This window comes from Paenibacillus provencensis, assembly GCF_042678545.1.
GTDB classification, from domain to species: domain Bacteria; phylum Bacillota; class Bacilli; order Paenibacillales; family Paenibacillaceae; genus Paenibacillus; species Paenibacillus provencensis.
In genome coordinates, this window is record NZ_JBHTKX010000001.1 from 2004971 (window position 1) to 2030916 (window position 25946).

Sequence of the window (25946 nt, forward strand, 5' to 3'; positions counted from 1 at the left end):
TATACGATACTATATTCAATTCAGATGAATGCATGATAAGCAAGTTATGCGTTCTCATCATGTTATCTTGCAACTACATGTTATAACGAACATATAAACAGCCCTCTTACTATAGCAAGAGGGCTGAATGTCATATTATTAAGGAATATATTGTTGTACTATCTGTGTAACTTCACCATTCTCAATCGTTAGGTGATAGGGAAATACGCTCATGTCCATATTCGTTGTGTCTCCGTAGAGCTCAGCGAATTTGTCCAAGCTGATCTCCTCATCCCATTGGATGTCAATATCCTTGATATCTCCAGTACGATCATAAATTTGAACTGTAACGGTTGCATCATCGGCGATTTTGAGTGTTTCGTTTGTCTCCTGCTCATTCACGATATAGTATCCATCTGGAGCATAGTCAATTCCAGCGTTAGGCTCTTGCTCCACGAAGACCGTGTTTGCTTCTTCACCTTCATACCATTCAATCTCATCCGCTTTAATCTGGAGCTCTCCATTAAGATCACTAAGATCATTGATATATACAGTTTCATGCTGTACTTGTACCGTCATATCCTGAACATCCTGTGACTTCGCGAGTACCGTTGTACTATTTCCAATATTAAAATTCCCATATATTAATGTTCCCGAAAGAATAACACCCAACGCTACAAATGTAAATAGCCGATTCTTCATCTTGCATCTCTCCTTCTGGTGCGGCTCTATAACGCAAGCCTTGTGCTATGTATTAAGCTTCTTAGCTGTTCTTGTTACCTAGTATAAACGTTTATTATTAACGAAGAGTTTCAATCTTGTTAATAAAAATATAAAATTTATTCATTTCATAGGATAAGGGTCCCGAAGAGGGGACCCATTCTGTCTTCATTTCTAACTTTAATTTTTAACGAATTTGACCAGCACGTGTGCTAATGCATGCTGTTGTTCGTTATTAGCTGCATTCCAGAGTTCTTGGAGCAGCTTCTCTTCTCTGTTTCTCGGCTCTTCATTCTTGGATAACATCCCTGCAACCTTTTCTGCTACCATCGATAATTGTTCTTCATTAAGCCCTAGTGATTCTCCCAAGGCTACACGTTTCTTCAAGTATTGCTTGAAGGTTTCGAATTGTTCCAAAATATCGTCCTTTTGTTCAGGAGCCATTCGATTCATCACATCGTCCACCTGATTCAGCTCTACTTTTCCATCCTTATTGATCATATGTGTTTGTTCAGACATCGTTTTCTCCTCCAGTTATATAGATATTTTCGAACGCTTGCACACTTCCTATTAACCTTCCCGTTTAGAATGAAACAAGATTAATCATCTCATTAGAAAAAATATGTCCCAATCTGTTACTTCTTCATCTGATGTAATGCTTTATTGATCCAGATCGCTGATAGGAGGCCATCCCCCATCGCCACTGCCGCTTGCTCGGAATGCAATCCGATGTCACCGGCAATCCATAGGTTCGGTACTGAGGACATTCTCGAACGTCCGTCCGCTTCAACATGCTTGTTATCCTGTATCTGAGCACCGAGCTGCTGCGCCAACTCCGAATGAACCTGGTTGCCTCCAAAAGCGATAAAGCCTCGTTCAGCTTCGACAGCAGCACCATTTACCAGCTTAACAGCTGTAATCATGCCCCTATCATCACTCTCTACTTCGGTAATGGCTTCCTCCATATAGTGAACTCCCTTTTGGCTTAATTTATCTCTAAGTTCTGAGGTAACTTCAGCTTGATCGTGATTAATGTAGATCATCTCAGAAGCCCGTTTAGCTAATATATTCGCCATGCCGGCGCCGGTAACGCCAGAACCCATAATGACGGTCCGCTTATTCTCAATCTCGTATCCATCACAATCAGGGCATATATAGATTGACATTCCCAGCGCATCTCTTAAACCTGGAATATTCGGGTATCGATCTGTAATACCGGTAGCAAGCAGAAGTGTTCTCGATTGGTACAACTTATTTTTATTACCGCTTAGCGTGAAGAGCACACCTTCTTTTTTGGCAGAAACAATTCGATCTGTACAAAATTCGATTCCGGTCGCTTCCGCATGTGCCCTTCCTCGTCTGCGTATCTCCTCACCCGATATACCATCCGGAAACCCCAGTATATTATGATAGTTACGGCATATGGTCGAACGACCTTCCCCCGCATCAATGACAAGCACCTTGTGTATAGAATACCTTCCCAGCTGAATGGCTGCCTGTAGCCCGGCAATACCTCCACCGACAATTATGCAATCATATATCATCCTATCCCTGCCTTCTTCTATATATCTTCTTTATATCTTCTTTCTTTTATCCTTAAACAATATGTATCTTTTTAAACGAAAGCCTGGAATTGAAAAAAGAACCATGCTAAGCATGATCCTCTTCATCGTTATAACCCAAACGAATATGATGCATATTGTCTGGCATTATTCATCGCTGTCCACACATCGACAGTCTCGGACCCCATATACCAGAACGCATAACCTGCAACATCATATCCTTCAAACAAGGTCGTCTTGGCTGACAAAGACCGGCTCTCTTCTGCCCATATCCCGCGAGATTTCCCTTGAGCCGAATAAGTTAAAGTATATTGTGCAATTTCCGAATTCCATTTCAGAGAGGCTGAGTAATTACGAAAAATATCCCCTTGTCTCTTCAGGGTAATATCATATGAACCAACCCCAGGAGATGACATGGACCAATCCCGAGTATAGGTAGGCAGAGCTGCAATGATCTTGTCCTTAGGCACGGCCTGCTGCAATGTCTGAACAGCATATTCCAGCCATGGGAGCGACGCAACCGAGCCTGCAGTAGCCGAACCGTTCCAATGCTCCTCATATCCCATCAACACGACATAATCAGCCAGCCCTCCGAGTGCCTTGTAGTCAAAAGCAGCCGTCCAGCTAGAACCTAGATCGGGTGATACATCAATAGATAAAGTTACACCTATACTGCTCAGCTTGGACTGCAGCGAAGCCATGAACAATGTCAGATATTCCCGATCCTCAGGTGACACATTTTCAAAATCAATATTCAAGCCGGCTAACCCATACTTCTTAGCATAATCCACTAATTTCATGACGGTAGTATCTCGTAATGCAGCATTTGATAACATACGGTGTGTCAGCTCTGCATTCGCCCGGTTGCCTACCATTCCCCATATATTCAGCTTATTTCGCTCAGCAAAAGTTAATAGCCTCTGATCGGTATGATCCTGTACAACTTCGGTCTCATCGAGAAAATACCAGCGGGGCGAAAGTGTATTTATTCCCGCATCCAGCACCTGCTTCTCGTACTCGGCAGTCGTAGAATCGTATTGCCAGCCGAGCAGAATCGGATCTGGTGTACGGTTATTGAGCTCAGATTTAATGCGTGGTGTTTCGAGTATGCGGTCCAGCAGAACCGCTGCTTCCGCACGCGTCAAAGAATATGACGGTCTAAATGCTCCGCTGGCACCCTGCATGAATCCGAGCTCTGTCACTCGGCATATATAGCCCCATGCCCACGTAGAGGCTTGGTTATGATCTATGTAAGGCAGCTCTGATGACGCTTCAATCGTTTCTGGAACGGTCTTCAGCATGCGGACCATCAGTGCTGCAGCTTCCTCACGAGTTACGTTTGATTTGGGTGCAAAATAATTCTCTGATCTTCCCTGAACAATTCCCAGGTTCACAAGAGCACTAATGTCCCCGTAATACCAGTCGGCCTTTTTCAGATCCTTGGAAGGGGGCAGATCATTCACCACTTGTTCGAGCTTCATAGCAGCCACCATCATTTTGGCAAGTTCTGCTCTCGTAACCTTCTTACTAGGCTCAAATGTCGTTAAGGTAGTTCCACGAATGATGCCCTTATTATATAAACGGCTAATAGCCTCTTTAGCATAACTGTTCGAAATATCTCTAAAGGGGAGTTCAGTTGAGGATGCATTTGCATGATTCGGTGCAAAATGAAAAGGCAACAATAAAAGAATAACGCCAAGGATCAGACCTTTTTTTATAATCAAATTCAATTTATTTCTTTGTAATTTCAACACTAGCGCCTCACTTGCATAACAGGATAAATCTATCCTATCAAAGAGCTGTGAGAGCTGTATGTACTTAATTTATGGTTATATTTCAAAAATTTATCTATTCAAAACCTGGTCATGAACGAAAAAAAAAGAGTAACGCTTCTTGGGAAGCGATACTCTTGTATTCGTAAATTTGCTCTTATTTCAACACTTTAAGACGGGTATCCAGCGGTGCGAAATCTTTGTCGCCAGGCTCTGCCGCAGGTGTTCCAAAAGGCATTTGTGCAATCAGTTTCCATGTCCCAGGAACATCAAATACTTCCTTCACTTCGTCGTCAATCAGCGGATTGTAGTGCTGAAGGGATGCTCCAAGACCTTCTTGCTTCAGAGCTGTCCATACGACCAATTGCAGCATGCCGTTTGATTGATTAGACCAAACTGGGAAGTTGTCCGCGTAGAAGGCAAACTGCTTCTGCAAGTTCTCTATTACTTCCTGATCCTCGAAGAACAAGACGGTTCCGTATCCCGCACGGAAGCTTGCCATTTTATCTGCTGTTGATTTGAATTTCTCTTCATCATTTACCGTTTTGCGAAGTGTTTCCTCAGTAATATTCCAGAGCTTATCGTGCTTCTCTCCGAGCAGCACCACAACGCGAGCCGATTGAGAGTTGAAAGAAGACGGAGTATACTTGACTGCTTCACCAATGATTTCCTCAATTCTTGCATCCGAAACATTAGATTCTTTAGAAATCGCGTAGTAAGATCTTCTATCCTTCAGAGCTTGCATAAATTCTTTAGCCATTAGAAAAAAACCTCCTGGTATATTTTGTAGGTCGACAAAACTAAAGATAGTATACTCGCTTACATTAGTCAAGTAAATTTATAAAAGTTTGAAAAGTGTCGTCCATAAGTCGTCCATAACTAACCGACTTTTATTATTCATGATCTGCGTTGTTTTCATTCACGAAGCTTTGAATCCATTATTCAATCCCGATAATCGGCCCGGTATTTTTCTTCTGTGGAGGAATTTTGCTTGGTCGCCTCTTTATCCTTCTCTTCTTCCTTCTCCATATTCAAATCCTGAACCGGAATAGGATCTACATGCAGCTCTTCCTGATATAGATCAAACAAGCTTTCCTTCTCTGTTGGGTACTGCTCGGGATGATCCATTTGAGTTTGATCTTTTTTATCGGTATTCTTCATATCCGCCATTGTATTATACCTCCTTGTTCTGTGATATTTATCATTACCATGCTCAACCTATGACTAAACATGCACAACAAACACATAGATGGATAGGAACATAAAAAACACCGTCAACTTCGACTTTATCGAAATTAACAGTGTTATTTCACAATCTATTGGGCCTGCTTCTGCTCATATACAATCTGAGCCTCAAAGATGCTAAAGCCTTCTGAGTTCATTCCACGAAACCAGATGCTTGCTCCATCCCCGTCCGATCTTTGAAGGGTAAAGGTTTCATTTAATCGAACCTCTCGGTGATAAGTAACTCTAAATCTTCTCCAAACGAACTGATTTATTTCCTCAGCTGTCATAGCATCAAAACACAAGTCAGCATATCTTGCATTATTTAGATGACCATTGCTATCTGTCGTACTATAACCGGCTTGGAATTCATAAGCGCCCTTAAGCTCAATATCTTCTGGAATGGACACTTTGTCCGGGATATCGCCGGATGTCTGGCTGGTTACCGTCGGAATATCGTAAGGCAATGCTGATGGACGCAATATTTTACGCTTGTGAATATCAACCAAGGTCCAGGTAGACCGTGCATATCCTGTTGCTCCCTCAGAACCCTCAAACCGATAATCTCTCAGCCACACAACACCTTTATAGCCTCTGGACCATGTCGATATATTCCATTCTTCCTCAAGCACCGGAATCTGCTCACAATCGATCTCCATCGTCATGAGCATCCAGCCATATTGATTCTTCAGCATCTCGCTTATCGTAATTCCAAGCTCCTGCAAATGACGGTCAGCAGCATCCTGAAGCCGTTCAAGAAGGGACGAAAGCTTAATGCGCGAATGCAGATCGGACTGGCTGGAGCTAACGATGAATGTTTCTTTACCTATCTCTGTCACATTTACACTTCCTTTGCCTGCTTCTACTCTTGCTGCCATTCATTTTAGTAGATAAGACCAGGCAAGGCAAACGGAGCGTTTGCAGCAAATCGGTTAACCGCCTAAATTATTTAGCTGCTCGCTCAGATTATTGATGTTCGTTATCAGATCCGGAATACCAGTCTGTTCCCAGTTCTCAAGTGTGAAGCCCTGCTCTTGTATTCGCTGGCTGAATTGATCGACCATGACCGTGAGCTGCTCATTGTATTCTACGAGTCTTGCATGGATTGATTCTCCGATCGCTGGTGGCGTAAGCTGAGCAAACTCACTTGCTTCGGTACGGATATGCTCTAGCTGCTCCTGAAACTGTGCAGCTGCATCAGGATTATTAACTGCTTCCTGGGCCAGATTCTGAAGCTCAGAGCCCGCATTGGATACTTGATTGATATATTCAGTAGCTTCATTTACATAGGTTAAAGATTGATTCACACTATCTACGGCTGAACATGCGGACAACATCACAGCTGAAGCAAGCATCGTCGCCATCAAAACAGCCTGCTGTTTTCTTTTTCTCTGTCTTCTCATTTTGCTGGTCTCCCTTCACAAAAAAGCGTTCACATAAACGTTTATACGAACTGCTTGATGCTCAGGTTTCATATAAGATGATGTTGTGTTCGAAAAACCTCCGGTGAACTACCCACCGTCTGTTTAAACATGCGGCTGAAATGGGAAACTCGCTTGAACCCCGACTTCTTGCTTACTTCCGTGACAGAAATATCCGGATGAAACCGAAACAGCAGCTTGGCATGATTAATACGACGCATATACAGGTATTTGAATATCGTTGTACCTGTCATCTCTTTGAAGAGTGCTGCCATATAAGGCTTGGATAAATGGAGCTCACGGGCGATCTCGTCCAAACCAATTTCATTCATATAATTCGTTTCCAAATAAGTAATGATGCCTTGAATATGGTCTTCTTTATCCGTAAGTGTTCTTTGCTCAAGCATCTTATTGTCGGTGAATTGTTGTGCCATGATCAAAAAATCGCACAGTTTTAAAACGAAGCGATCGCTCATCTGCTCCCGCCCCTTCATCTCATAAAGTTGGTTCAATTGTGACAGACTAGCCTCGGTTTCCTGCTGCTGCAAAGCGGTGAGATGAAACACATGATTTTTCAGTTTCTCGAATGGAGCAAGCAGGGCATGAGCACGTTCAGGTACAAGATACTCCTCAAGCATCGTAGGATAGAAGTGCAATGTCGTTCGTACATAAGGAACACTTGGATCTGGATGTGGTCTGTGCAAGGTCATGCCATGCATTAAGATTAAATCACCGGGGACAAGTGTATAGATCTTGTCGCCAATAACATAAGTGCATTTGCCCTCGTGGAAATAGTACAGTTCATAAAAAGGATGGGAATGAAACCCATCATCCTGACCGGGCGTCACCGGGTTGTTATTTCGATAATTAAAGGCGAGCGGATCAATCATGTTGAACGTATTTGCCACAATGGAAGTCACTCCTTTGCATAGATCAATAGCTTTACAAAGATCTCATCGTGACTTCATTGTATCATGCTATGGGCTGCTGACGTTAACAAGGTTTAGCGCGCGCTTTGGATCACTCCAGCCGTTGCCAGCTCCTGAGCTGCCAGACACAATTCTGCCGCCTTAAAAGCATGAGCCTGTGACATGGCTTCCTCTGTTCCATTTATACAGTCCTTGATCAATTGACTGAAAAAAGGATAGCCCACCTTGCCCTTTACGTTAAACCGGTACTCACCCTCATGATTGACCAGGTATACTTGATCTCCTATCGATTCTCGTGCAATGTCCGTATATTTTCTGAGTTCAATGTAGCCGTCAGTACCCAGTATAGTTGTACGCCCGTCCCCCCATGTGGAGAGACCGTTCGGCGTAAACCAATCCACCCGAAAATATCCCGACGCCCCATTATCGCCAACAAGCGCAGCTTCCCCGAAATCTTCCAGCTCCGGATACTTGGGATGTGCCATGTTAACAGCACGACTATACTTTACTTCCGCACTCTTGCAGGAAGCAAAGTATAGAAATTGTTCAATTTGATGACTGCCAATATCGCAAATAATTCCACCGTATTTGGCTTTCTCAAAAAACCAATCCGGACGGCTGCTGGCATTTAAACGATGGGGTCCCGTTCCCATGACTTGGAGCACTTTGCCAATCGCCCCTTGAGATATTAGCTGACCTGCATAAACAGCACTCTCGACATGGAGGCGTTCACTGTAGTAAACCATATACTTTCGGCCTGTTTCCTTTACCTTCTGACGAGCAGCCTCCAGCTGAACGAGGGAAGTAAAGGGGGCTTTATCGGTAAAATAATCCTTGCCTGCATCCATAACAGTAAGACCTAGCGGTCCGCGTTCCGAAGGAATAGCAGCTCCAGCCACAAGTCGAACCTCAGCATCATTTAATATTTCATCTAAGGATCTAGCTGCCCTAGCTTCGGGAAAACGCTCCTGAAACGCCTTCACTTTATCGGGGTCAGGATCGTATACCCATTTCAGCGTAGCTCCTGCGCGTACCAGCTCACCACACATCCCATAGATATGACCATGATCCAGAGCTGCCGCGGCGATTACAAATTCTCCTGGTCCAGCAACGACTTCATTCACTGCGCTCTCAGGCGCATAGAACATTCCATCTGAATTACTCATTGTAAGCCCCCTCTTTCCAGCATATTTTATACATCCATCGTCTTATTGAAAGGTACCGCTAAGATCTGCAGGTGTCTGATCCTGCCCTACTGGATCCGTATTCACTTTGGAACTCCGAATTCGTTCCTGAAGATGCTTGTTAAACAGCTCCTCATCAATGGGCAGTTCCACCCAATGATCCGTCCATGTGGATAGATACATGGCGTTTGATAAAGTCAGCCCATGAATCCCTTCTTCCCCAGGAGCGATAAGCGGAGTGCCATTCAAGATAGCATCTACAAAGTTCTGCATAATGCCAGGATGGCCAGTCTCTCTGCCCTCAATAGGAATATCAATCTTCCAGCATTCTGGCTGGCCAAATCCGCCGGTATAGCGCTGATTGAACTCACTTTCGGGTTCACGCAGCCGCCAAAATGTCATCTTCCCATCCTCAACCACGATCTTTCCGCGATCACCGTTCACTTCAAATCGATTCGTTCCCGGAGCTTCTCCGGTCGTTGTAATAAAGACGCCGGTGGCTCCGTTCTCATATTCTACGTAAGCAGTCACATCATCCTCGACTTCAATGCTGCGATATTTGCCGAAGGCACAGAAGGCACGAACACGCTTCGGCATCAAGCCTACCGTCCACTGCCATAGATCCAGCTGATGCGGAGACTGATTTAGCAGTACGCCACCGCCTTCACCTGCCCATGTCGCTCGCCAGCTGCCAGAATCATAATAGCTCTGGGAGCGGTACCAGCTTGTAATGATCCAGTTGGTACGCCGAATCTCACCAAGTTCCCCTGAAGCAATCAAATCCTTTAATTTGATGTACAGTGGATTGGTTCGCTGGTTGTACATGATCGAGAACACCTTCCCGCTCTGACTCGCGGCTTCGTTCATTTCTCTCACTTGACTCGTAAATACACCAGCTGGTTTTTCGATAAGAACATGAAGTCCGTGATGAAATGCCAGAATAGCAAGCTCTGCATGCTGAAAATGAGGTGTTGCTATAAGCACTGCATCCACTGCCCCCGAGAGCATCATTGTCTCCGGATCCTGGAAGTACTGAATATCTCCCTGCAGGTTATCAGCTGCCCACGCTTTGATGCTCTCTCTCATATCACTGATCGCCGTAAGCACTGCACCTTTAATCTTGCCTTCATTAATGGTTTTGGCATGAGCGGAGCCCATATTACCAATGCCTATAATTCCTACTCTCACAGCGTTCATAGTGCAGCACCTCCGATATGTAACTGATTGCTCAGCGAATGCATGCTCTGCGTGAAGTTCTTGAGCATTTCCGCCGAGGAACAGCTCTGGCTGAAGTCTTCTATTCCCAGATACCCCTTATATCCAACAGAATCAAGGTCTTCAAGAACGGTGCTCCAGCGCACGACTCCGTTAAGTAAAGGTGACCATTTTGCCTGATAACAGGTTTCTATCTCGCTATCTTGCTGCTCCAGCTGTACCCAGTTGGCATTCTTTACATGAACATGGGCTAGATAAGGGCCAAGCAGCTCCAAGCCCATACGGTAATTTTCATAGCCCTCATGGACCATATTCCCCGGGTCATACAACACACCGATATGATTTGGATCAAACGAGGACACGAGTCGATAAGCAAGTCCCGCACTAGGAGCAATGGTACCATGATGTGTTTCGACCAGTGCCTTTACTCCATACTGACGCGACATTTCCTGAACCTCGCTTAAGTAATCAATTGCGCCCTTGTATAGCTCATGATAATCCGCTGAGCGGTTATATCCGGGAACACCTACACGCATCATAGCTGCGCCCAGCTTATGCGCTGATTGGAAGGCCAGCTCCGTAGCGGTCAGATCTCCGGAAGTGAGATAAGGAACAAGGGCAATTGATTTCTGTCCGAATTGTTCAGTCAGTGCTGCCGCCTTCGCTATCTCCTCATCTGCATTCTCAGGATCAATAGAAGCCAGGTTTCTTCTCCAAAAAGAAGGCTCTTCCTGGCCTGCGTCCATCGGGACACCTTTATATCGCCACTCTATGCCTTGAATCCCAGCATCCGAGGCAGCCTTGAGCATTTGTTCAGGCAGTAAATCCGGGGTCGCAACCGTAAATATAGATAACAACATTCCTCATCACTCCTTTAGAATAAAGCATATTCACAAGTTCATCCTATCACTGTATTCCAGTGACAGATACCGCTATTCCGCAAGAAATGAACCACAGATAACAAATTGGGCGAGGAAGACACTCAGGGGCAAATCATCATCTGTAACCGCAAAAAAAACACCTGCTGAATTCGTTATTAAAACGATCAACAGGTGTTTATCACCATACAGTATAGATTCACTTGCAGTCATAATAAACATGCTGTACATCGATCTCATGATCTACCATAATCACGCCGTGTGAATATTGCGACTGTCTTCTCTTGTCCGTAGGTGATCCCGGATTAAATAAAATGATTCCATCAACTTGTTTAAGTACAGGGATATGTGAATGTCCAAATATGATACAGTCCACTTGCTCTGCCTTGAAGGCTTGAAGTGCATTGTCTTCCGTGCTTCCTCTGCCAATGTGTCCGTGTACAATACCAAAACGCTTGCCCCCCGCTTCGACAACGGTTTGTTCAGGCAATATGCCTCGAATGATTGCAAGGTCTGTGTTTCCGAATACACCATGCAGCTTCCCCATAGACTGGAGTGCCTCGTACAATGAAATATCCGTCCAGTCACCCGCATGAAATATAAAGTCCGCATCTTGAAGGTCCTGAAGCAGAGGTGCAGGCAGCTGCTTGGACATGCGAGGCATGTGGGTGTCAGACAATACAGTTATTTTGATCATAAGACGTAACCTCCTTGGTATTCCCTATTCGGTTATTCCATGTATGTGTCCTTATCCGGACGGGCCTTGGCTTTCAGCTGCCGAACACTATACTCCAGCTGTTTGATTACATCTTCAATTTGTTTGCGATCAATCAGGTTCGGATCGGCTTGCGGTTTAGGTACATTTTTCAGATTCCGAATCATATATTGCTGTTCCTGCCATTTATCCATCAGATCTGCTATATGCGCATAAAATCGCTCATAATCTTTGATGATGATATCAAGAAATTCATCCACCTCATCTGGATCATAACCCCGAAGCTTATAATTGAATTGTTTCTCATGAATGGATAGTGCATCCATCTGAATGCCGAGCTGTTTAAAGAGCTGTTTCTGCTTATCCAGCCGGCGTTTCATATGTTCATCCATATATAACTGACCTCCATTAATCGAATTCCCTTATTTTTTTATATCATAAACTGACCCCTGATGAAAACGAATCAACATAAACTTTCCCTTACATTAACCAATAACTAACTTATTCTCCAGCTTCATTCCTATTATTTCCGAATATATGCTATTCCCTTCGAGACTGGTTGTGATGTTCTTCAACAGGGTAATAAGATACAAGAATGAGATAAAGGAGCTGCTAGACATGAACGCAATTGAACTTACAAATGAAGAACTTAATACGTTAAAGAACCGTTTGTTGGAAGAAAAAGAAACCATTCAAGCTCATTTTCAAATAAATCAAGACGGAACAAATTCAGAAGACAATTCGTTACTTGATTCTACGGGAGAATTATCCTCAGCAGATAATCATCCTGCAGATATTGGAACCGAAACCTATGAGAGGGCTAGAGACCAAGCTATTGATGATCAGCAATCTGAGAAGCTGGAACAGATCAATCAAGCCCTCAACAAGATGCAAGAGGAGAGCTATGGGCTGTGCGAGGAATGCGGCAAACCGATTCCATACGAAAGACTGGAGATCATTCCTTACACTTCATATTGCATCGAGCATGCTCAACAAGAGCAGCAGGGTGAAATCAGTGAATATCGTCCTGTAGAAGAGCAGGTCATGACCAAACCTCCGAGAGGAGCTGGTGAGATCAGCCAACGAAACGCTAGTAAATTTGATGATGCAGAAGCCTGGAAAGCTGTGAAAGAATATGGAACAGCAGACTCTCCTGCCACGTCCACTAAGCGGGATGTAGAGGATTATGAGGAGCTATAAATATATAATAGATCGGGCCGGATAACGGCCCTTTATTTATGATTTCATGTTTTTCATATGTTCTACGACGGTTGCAAATACTTCATAACTGTTAACGCCTTTCTCTTTGCGCTTCACAAAATACGGCTCGCACAGCTTCACAATTTGGGTGTACAGCTCTTTGGCTTCTTCTTCGGACACATAAATCGCACGGTTCAGCAAATGCACAGAGGAGTGATCTCCTGCGTCCAGGCGCTGAACAAAGCTCTGCTTATTCTGTTCAAACAAAGCCGTAATATGCGATGCATTCTCGGCAGCGACAACCTGCCTCATCGGCTCATCTTCCTCCGTCCCTCGGCTGACAATAATCTCGCCGGGGAAAACCTCATAATATTTCGCTATGATCCCGTTGATTTCTCTTGTCTCCACGAGCGAGAGCAAACCTACCTTTTCAAGCTTCTTAACATGATAATAAACTTTCGCTGGCAGTTCACCCAGCTCGTCTGCTACTTCTTTTACCGTGGCAGGTTTGCCCAATCTATGAAATACGTTTAATATTTGAAGTCGGTAAGGATCGGAATACGTCTTGACTTCCTCCATCGTAGTTAGCACTTTATTATTCATTTAAGATCCCACCTTTGATAAGTGTTGCATTCTATTATATGGTGATGTTCCAGGCAGGTCAAAAATCAAAAAATAACGCCTCCAATGGATCGTTGTTACCAACCAAACAGAGACGTTAAATTTTCTATGCTGTTGTTGTTCTGCGTTAAAGATAGGATCATTTACAGCAGCGCGATGCGTTCGCGGTTCTGTGCAGAAGTAATACAGGCTTCCACTACACGAATATTAAGAAGTGCATCCTCTGTCGTAAAGGGAAGCGGTGTTCCATCCAATATCGCATCGGCGAACGCCTCAGCTTGGAGAACAAATGAGTTGGAAACTGAGATTCGCTCTTCTCTGGACACATCATCTGTATGTATGATGATTTGCGGAGGAATATCGCTGTTCTCCCATCCAAACACTTTTGGAAGCTCGATTCTCCCCTCTGTACCAAGTATTTCAAGCTCAGCTCGGGAGCATGCCCACATTCCGCAATCAAAAGTAAGCGCAACCTTGTCAGGAAATTCCACCAGCCCTGAGGCCATCATATCCACATTGTCATGTTCAGATGAGAACAACGCATGTACCGTAACGGCTTCTGGTTCTTGTCCGAGATACATTCTTGCCGCTGAGATCGGGTATACGCCGACATCATACAAAGAGCCCCCGCCCATTTCCTTCTTGAAGCGCACATTGTCTGTATCATAGCAATTGTTATAAGTGAAATTCGCATGAATCGCTCTTACCTGTCCGATTTCACCGCTCTCAATAATTTCTTGTACCCTTCTATGCTTAGGATGATATCTATACATAAAAGCTTCAGCAAAGACGACCTGTTCCTGATTGCAAATATCAATCATCTGTCTGACCTGCTCTTCATTGAGTGCTGCCGGTTTCTCACACAATACATGCTTGCCGGCTCTCGCGGCTTTAATCGTCCACTCCATATGCATATGGTTAGGAACAGCAATGTAGACAGCGTCGATCTCCTCATCAGCAAGTAGAGCGTCATAGCTTCCGTAAGCCTTGGAAATATCCAGCTCGGCTGCGACCTCTGCTGCTCTGCTCTCATTACGGCTGGCAATGGCTACAACTTCACCCCGGTTAGAGTTCTGTATTGCAGGAATAACCGCTGTTCTGGCTATCTTTGCGGTGCTCATAATTCCCCATCGGATTCTTTCGCTCATCATTGATCTCTCCTTCCCTACTTACTTTTGTGATATATACAAATTCCTCACTTTAGATATAATCAGTTGAATCAATTTCTCAAAATATTAATAATTGTCCTGTTCCGCCTTCTTCAACATGCCTAAGCAACGGTCCAGATCTGTCTTGACTTGCTTCTTGTATAATCTTGCCTTCTCTTCCCCGTCATCCGTAAAATGATACAAAACGATTTCCTGAAAATCGATTCTAGGATCATTCCCCTTTAGTCTTTTGGTTCGGTAAAAAACCCCTTCTTGCACAAGCTCATGTAACGCTCGGTATACTTCACTCTGAGGCGGGACATAACCAAATCCTTTGAATTCTTCCTTCATGGCCTCAAGCATTTCATAACCATATCCTCTATGCTGCTCTACCATAGTAATTAGGTAGAGTTTAATGAACGCCCGCTGGGATATCATAAAAGCCATGCAAGTGTCCTCCTCCCACTTATTTCAAATAACCAACTTTCTCTCATTATAAACGTCTTTTTTCATCTTGACATCCTTCTATTTTTTCACATACCTATTTTAAGACAGAATATCTGACATAAACACGTGATGAATTAGCTCATTAAGAGCAAAAGAAACTAAGTTCAGCTAAATATATTCCACTAATAAGAATTTTTCATATATTGAATTATTAATTATAAAGGGATCTTATCATCGCTTTCATTGTAATGAGATTACATTGGAATGGAGCTCATCCCGCTAAACCATTCATTTCAATTTCCGTTTCTTTACTAATGTGAATTTTTCAGGTTTTGACTAAAGATAATTAATGAGATCGCTGTCCCTGGAAAAGAATCTGAGCACAAAAAAACCGCTTTGTTTAAAAAGCGGTTTTTAAGCATCTAAAATTTTGTAATTTCGATAAAACCCTCAAGTAATCACTTTAGCGCAAGGTTCGATCAATTCTTGTTCCCATCGCTTCCTGCTCCACCCGATCCTCAGGCACTCTGTCTGGACCCGGCATATTATCTGCACGATCATCGTAGCGATCCGCGTTTAACGAACGGTTGTCTCTAAACACACCGTAAACATCAGTATCTGCATGTTTTTGATCGACAAGCACAAGAATTTTGCCTTCATCGATATTCTTCTCATATTCCCTAGCTTCATCTTCAGGAATACCGAGACCAACCAAACCGCCGACCAGACCGCCTGCACCAGCTCCGACCGCTGCTCCAGTTAATGTCGCAGCAATAGGTCCTGCGGCAAGAATGGGCCCAATACCTGGAATGGCAAGCGCACCGACGCCTGCAAACAATCCGGCAAGTCCACCGAGAACACCGCCCGTAGCTGCACCTGTTGCAATCCCTTCAGGCGCTTTTGTCCCTGTCTCGCTCTCAATCGCCCTCTGATCTTCCTTGCTTCTTGTGATCACAGATATCTCTTCGTTTGTATAGCCTTTACTTATCAACTGCTCTATCGCACGAGATGCTGCCTCATCTGTCTCAAATACACCAACTACTTTTTGCTTTGACATTGTTCATTCCTCCTTGAGATAAGTACTTGTTTCTTATTTACCCTTCTCTCGGAGAGCTAAACAGGCCTACGCTTTTACTTGGGCCTGACTCTGCTGGTAGGCACTGCTTCCAGCGGGTTATCCGGCCAGTAGTGCTTCGGATAGCGGCCTTTCAGATCCTTTTTCACTTCAAAATATCCCTCACGCCAAAAGCTTTCCAGATCCTTGGTCACTTGGACTGGACGCTGTGCCGGAGACAACAGGTGAACCGTCAATGGAATCCTTCCATTACCAATTGCCGGCGTACGCTCGAGGCCAAACATTTCCTGGAGTCTTATGGCAATGTAAGGAGCTCCTTGTCCACTATATTCAATTTTAACGCGCGATCCGCTCGGTGCGGTATAGTGAGTTGGCGCTTCTCGATCTAGCAGCTGCCGCTCCTCCCAGGTCAGATTGTCCATGAGGACAGAAGTGATGGATACCTTCTGAAGCTGAGCTGCTGTTCTAATTCCGATCAGATAAGGAGCAAGCCGCTCTGCAATATAATCTACAAGTTCTATATCATTCGCAAGTTCTGGCCATTCCGGATAAGCCCGATGCATGAATTTAATCCGTTCTATCAGTTGCAGCTCAGCTTTGCTCAAGGTCAGCAGGCGAAGTCCCTCCGACTTTATGCCCTCAAGCAGTGCGAGTATGACTCTCTCCTCCGGAGGATCAGGATAGGCCATTTCCTTTAATATAATGGCATCTATGCGCTGTAGTTTTTTAGCACGCACACTTTGCGTTTTAGAATCCCACTTTACTTCGTGCTCGAGCTGAATCCATTCGGGCTTATATTTCATAAGTTCGCTGATTGAGAGAGGCGCCGCAAGCCGGATCAATCCATCCGCACCTTGATCATCGGCCTCAGCAACGACGATGTAATCCCCTTCGTTTCCCAAGGCAGCAGCACCTGCTCCTTGGTAACGTGCACCGCGGCCGCTCGACAATAAGTAGCGGCCGTCCTCTCTTCTTTGCCCAATCCGATCCGGATAGGCAAAGGCAAGCAGTAAGCCGCAGCTGTATTCGTCCATACCGAGCCCATTCTCCGGCTTCTGCCGGTGATGAGCTAGGGATGACAGCAGCTGGCGGCTCTCCTGCAAGATGCGGTGCCTAGCCGCATCTTGAGCCCCTGGTGCCCGCATATGCGCGAGCTGCGGGCGAATGTCCCATCCCGCGGCACCTGCCATGCGGGATGAGCCCTCTGCAAGCAGTGCAGCGAGCAGGCTGGCCTCCTCGGCCAGCCCAAGCTCTGCCGCTTGCAGCAGCATGCTGCCGAGTCGCGGGTGAGTTCCCAGACCCGCGATCTCACGACCTCGGCTCGTAATGGTGCCGAGGTCATCCAGACAGCCGAGCGTGCGCAGCAGCAGCTTGGCTTCTTCGTAGGAAGCTGGCGGCGGTGCATCCAGCCAGCTCAGCTCTCCTGGGTCAGACACGCCCCAGGCTGAGAGCTCCAGCGTCAGCTGAGTCATATCCGCTGACAACATCTCCGGCCGTGTGGACTCCGGCCGGGCGTCCTGCTCCATCGGACTCCACAGACGATAACAGACTCCCGGCTTTACTCGTCCTGCACGACCTCTACGCTGATCGCTCGATGCTTTTGATATGGGCCGTGTAACGAGTCTGTTCATTCCTGTGCGGGAAGAGTACAGCGACTCTTTACGCAGTCCGCTATCTACAACGACAGTAATCCCTTCAATGGTAAGACTTGATTCAGCAATCGTCGTCGCCAGAACAACTTTGCGCTCCCCGGGCTTTGATGGCCGAATGGCAGCATCCTGCTCTATAGCATTCATAGAACCATACAGAGGACAGATATGTACAGAGCTCCCTAGATTCATATGCAGCAGCAATCGTTCTGTCTTGTGAATCTCACGTGCCCCCGGCAAAAAAGCGAGGATATCGCCCTCATGCTTACCCAAGCCCTGCTGGATCACATGCGCCATATGATTCTCCAGCTCCGTATTCATGGGCACAGGTACATAGCTTGTCTCCACTGGAAATGTCCTGCCTTCGCAGGTGAGCACAGGAGCTCCACCGAGCAAATGTGATACCGGTTCAGCTTCTAAAGTTGCACTCATGACAAGAATGCGCAAATCTTCTCGAAGGAGCAGCTTGCTCTCGAGCGCAAGGGCAAGCGACAGGTCTCCGTGTATATTGCGTTCATGAAATTCATCAAATATAAGCAGGGCTGTATCTTCGAGCCCTTGATCTTGCTGCAGCAGCCGGGTCAGCACACCTTCTGTCACGACTTCGATCCGCGTATGGCGACTCACCTTCGTGTCGTGGCGAACACGATACCCCACGGTTTGACCGATAGGTTCACCTAGTGCCTTCGCCATTCTTGCTGCCGCATTTCTTGCAGCAAGCCGCCGAGGCTCGAGCATAATGATCTTCTTCTTGCCCAGCCAAGGTTCTCTATATAATTCTAGTGGAACCACCGTTGTTTTACCCGCTCCTGGCTCAGCTATTAATACTGCAGCCGTATGCTCTGACATCGTCCGCTTTAATTCAGGTATGATCTGTACAATCGGTAAAGGACTTCCTTGTTGTTGCTCATTATGCATGATATATTCAACTCTCCAATGATATTAATTTCTAATTTCTAATCTAAATTATTCATCCCCTAATTTACTGCTTATTTTCTCTTCGTAGCCTCGAAGGGGGGGGCTGTGGCTAATCCCCCTTTCTTCCAGCATGATTCTAAGCTTGATTTGTTTTTCGGTCAGCTTTTTGATCATTTGTTCCTTATCTTCTGCTACCTGACATAATCGAATCATCTGCTCTAGGCTAAGGCATTCCTGCTGCAGTTCAAGTTCTGGCGGAAGATATCCTGAATTCTTCAGTATTTTATACGAAGCCCGAAGGTCCTCTGGAACATGAGATAAATCTTCAATCACAAGCGGCTTACCTGCTCCTGGCAGATGATCCAGCTCCCCTCTTTTCATCGCCTCAGCAATCTTCTGTTCAGCAATTCTTGAAAATATACTCACTTATATACCTCCCTTAGTCAGAACTTAGAATCTAATGACGGCACATTAATGCATTTTAGTAATACTGCCCGTGTTCAATCGTTCCTCTAAAAATAACGAAAAAAACCGTTTCCTGCAAGGGAAACGGTCATCTGCTTCAATTCATATAGTTAACATAATCAGCTTAAGAGGGACTCTGCTCCATCGATAACAATCTGTGCACCTGTAATATGCTTCGATTCAGAAGATGCCAGAAAAGTGACCAAGTCCGCAACCTCCTCCGGTTTACCTGGACCATGAGCCAGCGGCTGACGACCATCCGGAAACTCCATCTTAATTGATATTTCATTCAGCTCTTCTGATTTTTCTGTGCTCTGATCAATATTTGTCGAGATTGCACCCGGGCAAATTACATTGACTCGAATGTTAAATTTGGCCAGCTCCAGTGCTGCCATCTTGGCAAAGGCAACCTGACCCGCTTTGGAAGTACTGTATGCACTCATCCCTATATTCGAGAAAGTGTAGTTTCCGTTGATCGAGCTTGTTATAATAATGCTTCCTCCATCATCTTTCTTCATATGGGGAATGGCATATTTTACTGTAAAAAAAGTGCCTCCGAGATTTGTCGTTATGGTGTTCTGCCAATCCTCCACATCAATATCCTCAATGGGCGCCACAACACCGTTAATTCCCGCATTGGCAAAAATAATATCGATGCCGCCAAGCTCTCTTACCGTCTTCTCTATCGCATCGGCAACACGTGCTGCATCGGAAATATCAACATCATAGGCACGAACTTTTCCCATGCCCATTGCTAGAATCTCTTGTTCTGTTTCATGGGTACGTTTATCTATAAGATCAAATAAAGCGACATTCGCACCTTCCTGTGCCAGCTTAATGGCAACTGCCTTCCCGATTCCGGAACCGGCTCCGGTTACTAAAGCCGTTTTCCCTTGAAAACGTATACGTTGACTTGAAGACATCCTTCTTGGTCACTCCTTAGGCTATAGTATGTACAAAGAGCACATGTGGCTCATACATAAGAATGCCCACAACAGGAGCGTTTTAATAATTCAATCGTTGTATATTTTGAGATAGAATCTAACTTATGTTCCATTCTAACGATGAATACGGTCACTTACGAGGTAAAGCTGATCTCGATAAATGCGGCGTCATCCTCAAGACCACCTGTATGATGCGCATCCAGGAGCACTTGGATCTGCTCGTCTGGCAAATGCAGTCCAATAGGGTCAAGCTCACCCATACCATCCGTATATAGCCTCAGTACAATTTCTTCACCTGATTTGAAGCTTCTCTCATAGATATGTGGCGTTCCACCAATCGGTCCTTGTAATGTAGACCAACGCTCGGATGTAGCCCTTGTCATTTCAAAGAATTGTTCAAGTTCCGTTCCGCTCTGAAACAAACGGATTCTTGAGTCTCCCTGCCAGGCAAGCTGAAGACGGGTGCCTTTTTTTCCGGAGCCAAGCTGAATTCTGCCGCAAATATACATGGACTGGCTGCCATGCCTCTTCTTCGTCTCCAGCACTTCTCGCAGCATAATTGGAACCTTTTCGTGGTGAGCAGCTTGGTATGTACTCAGTTCTCTGGAAGCAGGGATCGTAATATTGGTCAAATATTGATGTAGCCTTGCGACTGACCACTCCTTCGTCTCCAGCATCCACCCATGCAGTGCCTTTCCTAAATATCTTGCGGCAAAATCACCATAATAACTCATAGAGACCCCATCGCACAGAACAAATGTACAGATATCACCTTCTACATGAATTGCTGCAAAGTCTTGACCATTATCCCCATAGGTTGCCGATTCTGCGGCCAGCCCATAACCATAGCGACACATAAGCCGACCTTTATAGGAGGTTAGGGGATGATCTGCTTGCTGTGAACTGACAAAGTGAAAATTCCCTTCCGGATGTGCTTTTTCATGACCAGGCATAGACATTCGCAAAGATTTCACTTCTTAACTCCCCCTTACCTGACCGGCGTTGCCGCTGACATTTGAAATCCGATGGATACAAGTTCTGCACAAGTCCCTGGGAGCATCATCAACGAGCCCCGGGCAAGCAAATAATCCGCCTCTACGAGCATTTCCCTATAGCTCTCCGGAAGAGGCGAAGACATCTTCTTCAATTTTTCTCCATGCTCATCTTTCAGTTCTGTATCCTGTGAAATTCCAGTCCATCTTCTCGGTTCTGGTATCGGTGCACTTAGCAGATGATCCGAAATGAAGATGTTTTCGATAAGGACATTCCCGTCAGGAACACTCATATTCATAATTCGTCTGGCAATCGGCTCCGGGTCTTCTCCCGTTGCGACTCCGTCCGTCATGTGACATATCAAAGGGGCAGGACAATCCTGCATAAAGGGAAGCTCAGCCTGCAAGATTTTCTCTGCCTGAAGAAATGCTTTGGCCGAATCTGAGAACCGCATCGGAGTTAAATCGGGAATAGAGCCAATCGCCGCAATTTCATCTATTCCCTTAACGCCTCCAAGCAGATCATACACATCATCACTGTACGCAAGAATTGCAATTCGATACCTTGGTGTCAGTCTACTTCCTTTGGTAGAACGAAACACCATTTGACGTATGGCAAGTGACAATGCTTCGTACACGATGTCCATTCTTCTGCGATTATCCATCATCATATTCATGGATGCACTTATGTCAATCAAATAAATGATGAGGGCCGGCGTTCTCTGAGATGCTTGTATCGTATAGTTCATTACCGTTCATTCACCCCTAGTTTAGATATCAGGCAATTTATAGCTTCTATTTCTAATAAATTTATAGATGTGCGACTTACGCTGTCCCACTTTCCCAACTCCGGCAAAGTATTCCGCATCCTGATTGTACAGCTCCATAAAGGCGCTTGCGTGATTTCTGGCAGATTCAACCTTGCGTCCTTGCTGTGCATTATAAGCTAGATTGTAATAGGCAATAAGCTGCTTCACATTCTGGGCACGTTTCTGCTTGAGTGCCGCCTTCTCCTTCGCCGCTTTTTCTGCCGCTGCTTTTTGGGCTTCTTTTTCTGCGGCCGCTGCAGCGGCCGCCTTAGCCTGAGCCTGTTTCGCTTCTTCCGCCTTTGCTGCAGCCTCTTTCGCAGCTGCTGTTTCAGCTTCAGCCTGGCGGGCTTTCTTCTCTTCTAGCTGAGCTAAATATTGTTCATATTTGGCTTGCTTATCATATTTCGCCTGCAGAACTGCCTTTTCCTTAGCCTTCTGCTTCGCTTCAACTTGAGCTAAATATGCCTCATATTTCGCCTGCTTTTCATATTTCGCCTGCAGGGCGGCTCGCTCTTTCTCAGCGGCCAGACGAGCCTTTTCTTCCTCAGCTTGCTTCAAGGCGAGCTCAGCTTCTCGCTTTTTCTTATTCTCTTCAGCAAGCTTTGCCGCTTCCTCTGCTTTCTTCGCCTTCTCCTGCTTCTCAAGCTCTGCCTGACGCTGCGCCTCAAGCTGCTTCGTTTCCGCCTGCTCTGCCAGTGTATGCATTCCTGGAATTGCAATGATGCCGATTAACAGCACCGCTGCTCCAACAATAACGGCTTTTCGACTACGGAATTTAGAGAAGCGAGAACTCTTGGGCTCATCTGATTCTGTAGGCAAGGCATCTTCAATTTGACTGATCGCTGCTGCAATTTCAACATACAAGGCCGTTCCAGGCTTCTCCAAATGCAATGCTGATTTATATAAGTCAAGGGCAGCATTCAGCTCTCCCTTACTTTCTTTAATGGAAGCTTCCTGGAGCAATCGATCCAGCTGCTTCTTGTCGGTTCCTGAATTCGCTGAATAAGTGAGACCTGCGAGTGCTGCCTCCTCCTCCTCATGAGATGAGACCGAGCTGTTACCATCTTCAGCTACCGTCGTTGCCGCTGTTTTCCCAACAGGGCTGTCATCTTCTGTTCCAGCGGAAACACCTTCTGTACTGGTATTCTGTACGGGAACATCATTCAGATCAATAGTCGATATGGCTACTAGCCATTCTCCAAATGTAGGGCAGCTGCTTAGATCCTGACTATGCCATGCTCTGCCGAACAGTTCTGCAATTTTGGATCCGAACCTGGATTCAAGTGATTGCTGGAGCTTGCGATATCGCTCACAGCTCGTTTGAAGCTCTCTCTGATCGAAGAAGCTTTCTCCATAAGTTCGGTTTACTATCTCGGGGTCACTGAAGCCAAGCATTTCTGCTAATATGACCGCTCCGGCAAACCGGTCAGCGTAACTGCTCCACAGACCGCTATTTACGATCCGGTGAGCAGCATAGCCAGCTGAACCCGCAAGAAGTGCATCAGGCCGATCCATCTTTGGACTATATAGCTGCTCTACGTCGACTAATTCAACGGCTGCAGCTCCTTCAGGCCGTTCTACTTCGGAAAAAAACGGAACTAGGACGTTAGGCGCTGAGAGATCACAGTGTGCGATGCCCCTCTGTTCCATCGCTGAACCTATGCTCGCAAGCGACGAAGCTAGAATAAGGCTCTCTTCCGCCGTCAGCTGCTTCTTGTCACAGATGATATCAAACCAGCTGATGCCATCGACCCAAGGCATGAGCACTGAATATAGAAGATCTCCGTGCTCACTTATTAATTTTCCGTTTCTTTCAGGAGTGAGCACGTCTCGTTTACATACTTGCAAACCTGATATTTCACTGTATTTCTCCATTTGCTCCGATTGATATACCATAGCCGGAACACGGAATTTAGGAAAGAACACCTTCAGGGCTTTTGACTCATATTCCTGCCCATTCAGTGGCACTAGTTTATATACAGTGCCTTGCCTTCCTGTTTGTGCGTAAGCAATTCCTGGAGCTGCCGGATGCTGTCCTACCAGATATTTCTCACCATGAATAAGGATCTCATCACCGGGTTTAGGTTGAAAAGACATGAACATCCCTCTCTTTTAACGTTGTGATGCAAGAAAACCGGAAGTTTATGAAAACTCCCGGTTTCCTAAGTGATTCAATTTCATAACTCATTAAAAAGGTGAATTCAAAACTATATCCTCTTGATAAAAGCAGCTAAAGGTATTATGAAATGGATTCAAATAATATACATTCAAATAATTCCGTATTAGCGGGATTGGTCAACTTGACGGAATTTCGCAGCAATTGCGGTTAGTTCTTGGCTGATACTATTCAATGTTTGAACAAAGCTCTGCATTTGCTTGCTCGCTTCTTGGAACTCTTGGAAGAAACGTTGTTTCGTCATACCTTCCCATTGTCCTTCCATTCCATTGATGGATTGAGTCAAGCTGGAAACGATCTGTTGACTTTGTTCACCGCTTTGTTTGAATTGATTTGCCACTTGGTCTACCTGTTCTGGGGATATTAAAATACGTCCTGACATAGTAGGGACTTCCTCCTTTTTCATCTGCAAATATTTAGGTGAAGCACATGAAAATTGTACCAAATGACACGAAGCGTGTCTAAAGTCATTGGTCCTAATTGTATATCACCCAGAATCGAGCCTATGAAACTGCTTTTAACATAGAGTTGACAAAATTCTCAACCGACCTTAGCTCCTAGAGAAGGGTCCGTAAACTTCCACCCTGCAGGGTTCAGTTCGGTTGCTAACCGCAGGGTCCCCATATCGCTTAACTGATCATCAGGGCCCCAGGATTGCTGAATGGCCATGACAGCAGACCTAGGATTGGAAACCGAAAATACTAAGGGCTTATCGCTCTTGATAGATTCCAGGTACTGAGATTGCAGCATACGCATCGGTGAAACGTTTGTGAAATCAACATGAGTTAAAAATGAATGGTAATCTTCGTCAGCGAGCTTGAAATTTTCTGCCTTGCGTAGCAGTTCAGAGCCGAATCTCTCAAGTTCCAATTCAATATGGCCGGCGAGCTGCTTCGACCTCATCCATTCATATACAATTCCCTCATGAACGGCGGTATCGCCTTCTATTCTACCAAGGGCTTGTTCTAAACCAACAACAATTTGCTGAATTTGCTCCGCCGCATGCTGTAGCTGCCCACTAAGCGTCCGAAGCACATCCGGTTCCACACGAATGCGCATATACATCACCTTTCTTCATGATCTGCTGGCTGTATCAGCCACTCTAGAAGCATATCCTTAAAGTCTCCTTGACCCATAGGTGTAGCGATGAGCCAATCACCTTTACCTACTGTACTCATACGAAAAAGCCAGTTCATAGAGTTGCTGGAGATAAAAGCAGCGGACTGTGAATCCCATTTCTGTCCAGTCCACACAAGCAGCTGAAGCTCCCCTTCAGTCTCTTGATGGATTAATGTATGGGCCAAAGCTGCTGCTCCCTGGGAATCGTAGCAAGCCTCCGACAACTGGCCGGTCAATGACTCTTCATCAAGAATTGAGTCATTAACGATCTCAAAAAAGCGCTTCTTTGAGAACATCAAAGCCGGAATATCGTTCTTTGTGTGCTCAGTTCCCCATTTAATCTTGCTCATAACCGATTTACAGGCCTGTTCAACATTGCCCAGGTCTGATAACTGGCAGGTATAGGGCTCCTCTTGTGTCCGGATCAATTCCACTACGCGTTCATTCGTGCAGTGCAGGTATCCTTTATACTTCGCTCCTCGCTTCTTCTTTATTTCGAAACGGCAAGCTCTGGAGGACAAACCTGCAATGGCTACTCTTGAGAACACGGTTGGTGTCATGATGAGTTCACTGGAGTCTTGATCTTGGGTCAAATACCCTTTAGTTAATAACTCTTCTTTGGTATTCTCCCATTCCATTACGATATCCTCTGTCAGATATCCTACAAACGGGTCCTCAATACCAAGCAATCGATCAGAACCTATGATCCCTGCCAGAAAGAACAGTTCCTTCTGTTCCAGTGTTACTACTTTCTGTTTGGAATGATTAACCGTCAACATTATGA

General features: G+C 45.3%; 28 protein-coding genes. 1 reads left to right on the top strand and 27 read right to left on the bottom strand.

The window, feature by feature from the left end; translation table 11 throughout:
- Window positions 1-138 precede the first annotated feature (138 nt).
- From ACFQ3J_RS09580 to ACFQ3J_RS09645, 14 genes are all read right to left on the bottom strand, one after another.
- Window positions 139-681, bottom strand: a complete 543-nt coding sequence (locus tag ACFQ3J_RS09580; protein WP_251583326.1) for a hypothetical protein — start codon at window positions 679-681, stop codon at window positions 139-141.
- 198 nt (window positions 682-879) lie between these two features.
- On the bottom strand, window positions 880-1218 hold the full coding sequence (locus ACFQ3J_RS09585; RefSeq protein WP_091155431.1) for a DUF3243 domain-containing protein: 339 nt from the start codon (window positions 1216-1218) through the stop codon (window positions 880-882).
- 116 nt (window positions 1219-1334) lie between these two features.
- The gene (locus ACFQ3J_RS09590; RefSeq protein ID WP_251583324.1) at window positions 1335-2243 is read right to left on the bottom strand and encodes an NAD(P)/FAD-dependent oxidoreductase; all 909 of its coding nucleotides are present in this window, start codon (window positions 2241-2243) and stop codon (window positions 1335-1337) included.
- A 128-nt stretch (window positions 2244-2371) separates the two neighbouring features.
- Window positions 2372-4012: an S-layer homology domain-containing protein gene (locus ACFQ3J_RS09595; protein WP_251583322.1), complete on the bottom strand. Its 1641-nt coding sequence runs from the start codon at window positions 4010-4012 to the stop codon at window positions 2372-2374.
- A gap of 178 nt (window positions 4013-4190) precedes the next feature.
- On the bottom strand, window positions 4191-4793 hold the full coding sequence (locus ACFQ3J_RS09600) for a nitroreductase family protein (RefSeq protein WP_251583320.1): 603 nt from the start codon (window positions 4791-4793) through the stop codon (window positions 4191-4193).
- Between the two features lie 182 nt (window positions 4794-4975).
- On the bottom strand, window positions 4976-5203 hold the full coding sequence (locus ACFQ3J_RS09605) for a hypothetical protein (protein ID WP_091155423.1): 228 nt from the start codon (window positions 5201-5203) through the stop codon (window positions 4976-4978).
- A gap of 146 nt (window positions 5204-5349) precedes the next feature.
- Complete coding sequence (locus ACFQ3J_RS09610; RefSeq protein WP_251583318.1) at window positions 5350-6096, bottom strand: acyl-[acyl-carrier-protein] thioesterase; 747 nt, start codon at window positions 6094-6096, stop codon at window positions 5350-5352.
- 93 nt (window positions 6097-6189) lie between these two features.
- On the bottom strand, window positions 6190-6660 hold the full coding sequence (locus tag ACFQ3J_RS09615) for a DUF6376 family protein (protein ID WP_091155416.1): 471 nt from the start codon (window positions 6658-6660) through the stop codon (window positions 6190-6192).
- Between the two features lie 68 nt (window positions 6661-6728).
- Window positions 6729-7586 carry a helix-turn-helix transcriptional regulator gene (locus ACFQ3J_RS09620; protein WP_244533155.1) on the bottom strand — a complete coding sequence of 286 codons (858 nt, stop codon included), beginning with the start codon at window positions 7584-7586 and terminating at the stop codon, window positions 6729-6731.
- Between the two features lie 95 nt (window positions 7587-7681).
- On the bottom strand, window positions 7682-8773 hold the full coding sequence (locus ACFQ3J_RS09625; protein WP_091155414.1) for a Gfo/Idh/MocA family protein: 1092 nt from the start codon (window positions 8771-8773) through the stop codon (window positions 7682-7684).
- Between the two features lie 42 nt (window positions 8774-8815).
- Window positions 8816-9988: a Gfo/Idh/MocA family protein gene (locus ACFQ3J_RS09630; RefSeq protein WP_091155412.1), complete on the bottom strand. Its 1173-nt coding sequence runs from the start codon at window positions 9986-9988 to the stop codon at window positions 8816-8818.
- Window positions 9985-10866 carry a sugar phosphate isomerase/epimerase family protein gene (locus ACFQ3J_RS09635; RefSeq protein WP_251583316.1) on the bottom strand — a complete coding sequence of 294 codons (882 nt, stop codon included), beginning with the start codon at window positions 10864-10866 and terminating at the stop codon, window positions 9985-9987. Before ACFQ3J_RS09635 ends, ACFQ3J_RS09630 begins: the two co-directional genes overlap by 4 nt.
- Window positions 10867-11083: 217 nt before the next feature.
- The gene (locus tag ACFQ3J_RS09640; protein ID WP_251583656.1) at window positions 11084-11578 is read right to left on the bottom strand and encodes a metallophosphoesterase family protein; all 495 of its coding nucleotides are present in this window, start codon (window positions 11576-11578) and stop codon (window positions 11084-11086) included.
- 35 nt (window positions 11579-11613) lie between these two features.
- Window positions 11614-11991, bottom strand: coding sequence for a DivIVA domain-containing protein (locus tag ACFQ3J_RS09645; RefSeq protein ID WP_091155408.1), 378 nt, complete (start codon window positions 11989-11991; stop codon window positions 11614-11616).
- A gap of 226 nt (window positions 11992-12217) precedes the next feature.
- Between ACFQ3J_RS09645 and ACFQ3J_RS09650 the strand changes: the two genes are divergently transcribed.
- Window positions 12218-12799 carry a TraR/DksA C4-type zinc finger protein gene (locus tag ACFQ3J_RS09650; RefSeq protein ID WP_251583314.1) on the top strand — a complete coding sequence of 194 codons (582 nt, stop codon included), beginning with the start codon at window positions 12218-12220 and terminating at the stop codon, window positions 12797-12799.
- 36 nt (window positions 12800-12835) lie between these two features.
- Here the strand turns inward: ACFQ3J_RS09650 and ACFQ3J_RS09655 are convergent, their stop codons facing one another.
- The 13 genes from ACFQ3J_RS09655 to ACFQ3J_RS09715 form a co-directional block, all read right to left on the bottom strand.
- Window positions 12836-13402, bottom strand: coding sequence for an ArsR/SmtB family transcription factor (locus tag ACFQ3J_RS09655; RefSeq protein WP_251583312.1), 567 nt, complete (start codon window positions 13400-13402; stop codon window positions 12836-12838).
- Between the two features lie 161 nt (window positions 13403-13563).
- On the bottom strand, window positions 13564-14568 hold the full coding sequence (locus tag ACFQ3J_RS09660; RefSeq protein ID WP_251583655.1) for a Gfo/Idh/MocA family protein: 1005 nt from the start codon (window positions 14566-14568) through the stop codon (window positions 13564-13566).
- An 87-nt stretch (window positions 14569-14655) separates the two neighbouring features.
- The gene (locus ACFQ3J_RS09665) at window positions 14656-15015 is read right to left on the bottom strand and encodes a helix-turn-helix transcriptional regulator (RefSeq protein WP_091155398.1); all 360 of its coding nucleotides are present in this window, start codon (window positions 15013-15015) and stop codon (window positions 14656-14658) included.
- Window positions 15016-15478: 463 nt separating this feature from the next.
- Window positions 15479-16072, bottom strand: a complete 594-nt coding sequence (locus tag ACFQ3J_RS09670; RefSeq protein WP_251583303.1) for a general stress protein — start codon at window positions 16070-16072, stop codon at window positions 15479-15481.
- Between the two features lie 74 nt (window positions 16073-16146).
- The gene (gene hrpB, locus ACFQ3J_RS09675; RefSeq protein ID WP_251583301.1) at window positions 16147-18657 is read right to left on the bottom strand and encodes an ATP-dependent helicase HrpB; all 2511 of its coding nucleotides are present in this window, start codon (window positions 18655-18657) and stop codon (window positions 16147-16149) included.
- A 48-nt stretch (window positions 18658-18705) separates the two neighbouring features.
- Window positions 18706-19083 (bottom strand): DnaJ family domain-containing protein, encoded by a 378-nt coding sequence (locus ACFQ3J_RS09680; protein ID WP_251583300.1) that lies wholly within the window; start codon window positions 19081-19083, stop codon window positions 18706-18708.
- Between the two features lie 158 nt (window positions 19084-19241).
- Window positions 19242-20045, bottom strand: coding sequence for an SDR family oxidoreductase (locus tag ACFQ3J_RS09685; RefSeq protein ID WP_251583298.1), 804 nt, complete (start codon window positions 20043-20045; stop codon window positions 19242-19244).
- Window positions 20046-20200: 155 nt separating this feature from the next.
- Complete coding sequence (locus tag ACFQ3J_RS09690; protein WP_251583296.1) at window positions 20201-21040, bottom strand: hypothetical protein; 840 nt, start codon at window positions 21038-21040, stop codon at window positions 20201-20203.
- 14 nt (window positions 21041-21054) lie between these two features.
- A complete protein-coding gene (locus ACFQ3J_RS09695; protein ID WP_251583294.1) occupies window positions 21055-21807 on the bottom strand; it encodes a vWA domain-containing protein in 753 nt (250 codons plus the stop codon).
- Between the two features lie 21 nt (window positions 21808-21828).
- On the bottom strand, window positions 21829-23964 hold the full coding sequence (locus tag ACFQ3J_RS09700; protein WP_251583292.1) for a hypothetical protein: 2136 nt from the start codon (window positions 23962-23964) through the stop codon (window positions 21829-21831).
- A 185-nt stretch (window positions 23965-24149) separates the two neighbouring features.
- Window positions 24150-24425 (bottom strand): WXG100 family type VII secretion target, encoded by a 276-nt coding sequence (locus tag ACFQ3J_RS09705; RefSeq protein WP_047909612.1) that lies wholly within the window; start codon window positions 24423-24425, stop codon window positions 24150-24152.
- Between the two features lie 158 nt (window positions 24426-24583).
- Window positions 24584-25102, bottom strand: coding sequence for a WXG100 family type VII secretion target (locus tag ACFQ3J_RS09710; RefSeq protein ID WP_251583291.1), 519 nt, complete (start codon window positions 25100-25102; stop codon window positions 24584-24586).
- A gap of 5 nt (window positions 25103-25107) precedes the next feature.
- Complete coding sequence (locus ACFQ3J_RS09715; protein WP_251583290.1) at window positions 25108-25941, bottom strand: hypothetical protein; 834 nt, start codon at window positions 25939-25941, stop codon at window positions 25108-25110.
- Window positions 25942-25946: the final 5 nt, after the last annotated feature.

What these genes read in the sequence shown, in the direction of transcription:
- ACFQ3J_RS09685 (WP_251583298.1), bottom strand. Translation starts at nt 20,045, where the DNA reads ATGTCTTCAAGTCAACGTATACGTTTTCAAGGGAAAACGGCTTTAGTA.
- ACFQ3J_RS09715 (WP_251583290.1), bottom strand. Translation starts at nt 25,941, where the DNA reads ATGTTGACGGTTAATCATTCCAAACAGAAAGTAGTAACACTGGAACAG.
- ACFQ3J_RS09600 (WP_251583320.1), bottom strand. Translation starts at nt 4,793, where the DNA reads ATGGCTAAAGAATTTATGCAAGCTCTGAAGGATAGAAGATCTTACTAC.
- ACFQ3J_RS09665 (WP_091155398.1), bottom strand. Translation starts at nt 15,015, where the DNA reads ATGGCTTTTATGATATCCCAGCGGGCGTTCATTAAACTCTACCTAATT.
- ACFQ3J_RS09655 (WP_251583312.1), bottom strand. Translation starts at nt 13,402, where the DNA reads ATGAATAATAAAGTGCTAACTACGATGGAGGAAGTCAAGACGTATTCC.
- ACFQ3J_RS09705 (WP_047909612.1), bottom strand. Translation starts at nt 24,425, where the DNA reads ATGTCAGGACGTATTTTAATATCCCCAGAACAGGTAGACCAAGTGGCA.
- ACFQ3J_RS09630 (WP_091155412.1), bottom strand. Translation starts at nt 9,988, where the DNA reads ATGAACGCTGTGAGAGTAGGAATTATAGGCATTGGTAATATGGGCTCC.
- ACFQ3J_RS09635 (WP_251583316.1), bottom strand. Translation starts at nt 10,866, where the DNA reads ATGTTGTTATCTATATTTACGGTTGCGACCCCGGATTTACTGCCTGAA.
- ACFQ3J_RS09605 (WP_091155423.1), bottom strand. Translation starts at nt 5,203, where the DNA reads ATGGCGGATATGAAGAATACCGATAAAAAAGATCAAACTCAAATGGAT.
- ACFQ3J_RS09700 (WP_251583292.1), bottom strand. Translation starts at nt 23,964, where the DNA reads ATGTCTTTTCAACCTAAACCCGGTGATGAGATCCTTATTCATGGTGAG.
- ACFQ3J_RS09615 (WP_091155416.1), bottom strand. Translation starts at nt 6,660, where the DNA reads ATGAGAAGACAGAGAAAAAGAAAACAGCAGGCTGTTTTGATGGCGACG.
- ACFQ3J_RS09590 (WP_251583324.1), bottom strand. Translation starts at nt 2,243, where the DNA reads ATGATATATGATTGCATAATTGTCGGTGGAGGTATTGCCGGGCTACAG.
- ACFQ3J_RS09695 (WP_251583294.1), bottom strand. Translation starts at nt 21,807, where the DNA reads ATGAACTATACGATACAAGCATCTCAGAGAACGCCGGCCCTCATCATT.
- hrpB (WP_251583301.1), bottom strand. Translation starts at nt 18,657, where the DNA reads ATGCATAATGAGCAACAACAAGGAAGTCCTTTACCGATTGTACAGATC.
- ACFQ3J_RS09650 (WP_251583314.1), top strand. Translation starts at nt 12,218, where the DNA reads ATGAACGCAATTGAACTTACAAATGAAGAACTTAATACGTTAAAGAAC.
- ACFQ3J_RS09645 (WP_091155408.1), bottom strand. Translation starts at nt 11,991, where the DNA reads ATGGATGAACATATGAAACGCCGGCTGGATAAGCAGAAACAGCTCTTT.
- ACFQ3J_RS09585 (WP_091155431.1), bottom strand. Translation starts at nt 1,218, where the DNA reads ATGTCTGAACAAACACATATGATCAATAAGGATGGAAAAGTAGAGCTG.
- ACFQ3J_RS09710 (WP_251583291.1), bottom strand. Translation starts at nt 25,102, where the DNA reads ATGCGCATTCGTGTGGAACCGGATGTGCTTCGGACGCTTAGTGGGCAG.
- ACFQ3J_RS09670 (WP_251583303.1), bottom strand. Translation starts at nt 16,072, where the DNA reads ATGTCAAAGCAAAAAGTAGTTGGTGTATTTGAGACAGATGAGGCAGCA.
- ACFQ3J_RS09660 (WP_251583655.1), bottom strand. Translation starts at nt 14,568, where the DNA reads ATGAGCGAAAGAATCCGATGGGGAATTATGAGCACCGCAAAGATAGCC.
- ACFQ3J_RS09580 (WP_251583326.1), bottom strand. Translation starts at nt 681, where the DNA reads ATGAAGAATCGGCTATTTACATTTGTAGCGTTGGGTGTTATTCTTTCG.
- ACFQ3J_RS09625 (WP_091155414.1), bottom strand. Translation starts at nt 8,773, where the DNA reads ATGAGTAATTCAGATGGAATGTTCTATGCGCCTGAGAGCGCAGTGAAT.